Raw genomic sequence first — 403 nt, forward strand, 5'->3', positions numbered from 1 at the left:
ACAAACCTTTCAGTAGATGGGAATGGTGGTCGACCCGAGGACCCCGAACGTGGCGTCCCCGAGCACCCACACCGTCGGGTTGAACACCGGCGACAGCTGAAGCGTCACGGTCCACTGCGACGACTCGGCGGCGATCTGGTGTTCGATCTTCTCGATGTAGTAGTCCCCGGTGCGCGTGAACGCCGACCGCCGGGTCACCGTCACCCGCTGCGACAGCTCCAGCCTGAGAATGATCGGGAACAGGGCGGGGTTCGCGGCCGGGTCGAGGATCAGTGTCGCCACCCGCGTTACCGGGGTGCCGTAGCGCACCAGGTAGAAGATCCCGGCCTGGGTGAGGTCGAAGTCCTGGTTGACCTGAACGGTTTGGGTGATGATCCGCTGCCCGTAGTTGGCCTGCGTCGCG

Annotated in this window: 1 protein-coding gene; it reads right to left on the bottom strand. The window is 64.8% G+C overall.

What is annotated here, in order from left to right; all coding sequences use genetic code 11:
• Window positions 1-9 precede the first annotated feature (9 nt).
• A partial coding sequence (locus B7P34_RS38055; RefSeq protein ID WP_223268645.1) for a hypothetical protein occupies window positions 10-403 on the bottom strand: 394 nt, incomplete at its 5' end.

The sequence above is a fragment of the Streptosporangium nondiastaticum genome (genome assembly GCF_003011965.1).
GTDB classification, from domain to species: domain Bacteria; phylum Actinomycetota; class Actinomycetes; order Streptomycetales; family Streptomycetaceae; genus Streptomyces; species Streptomyces nondiastaticus.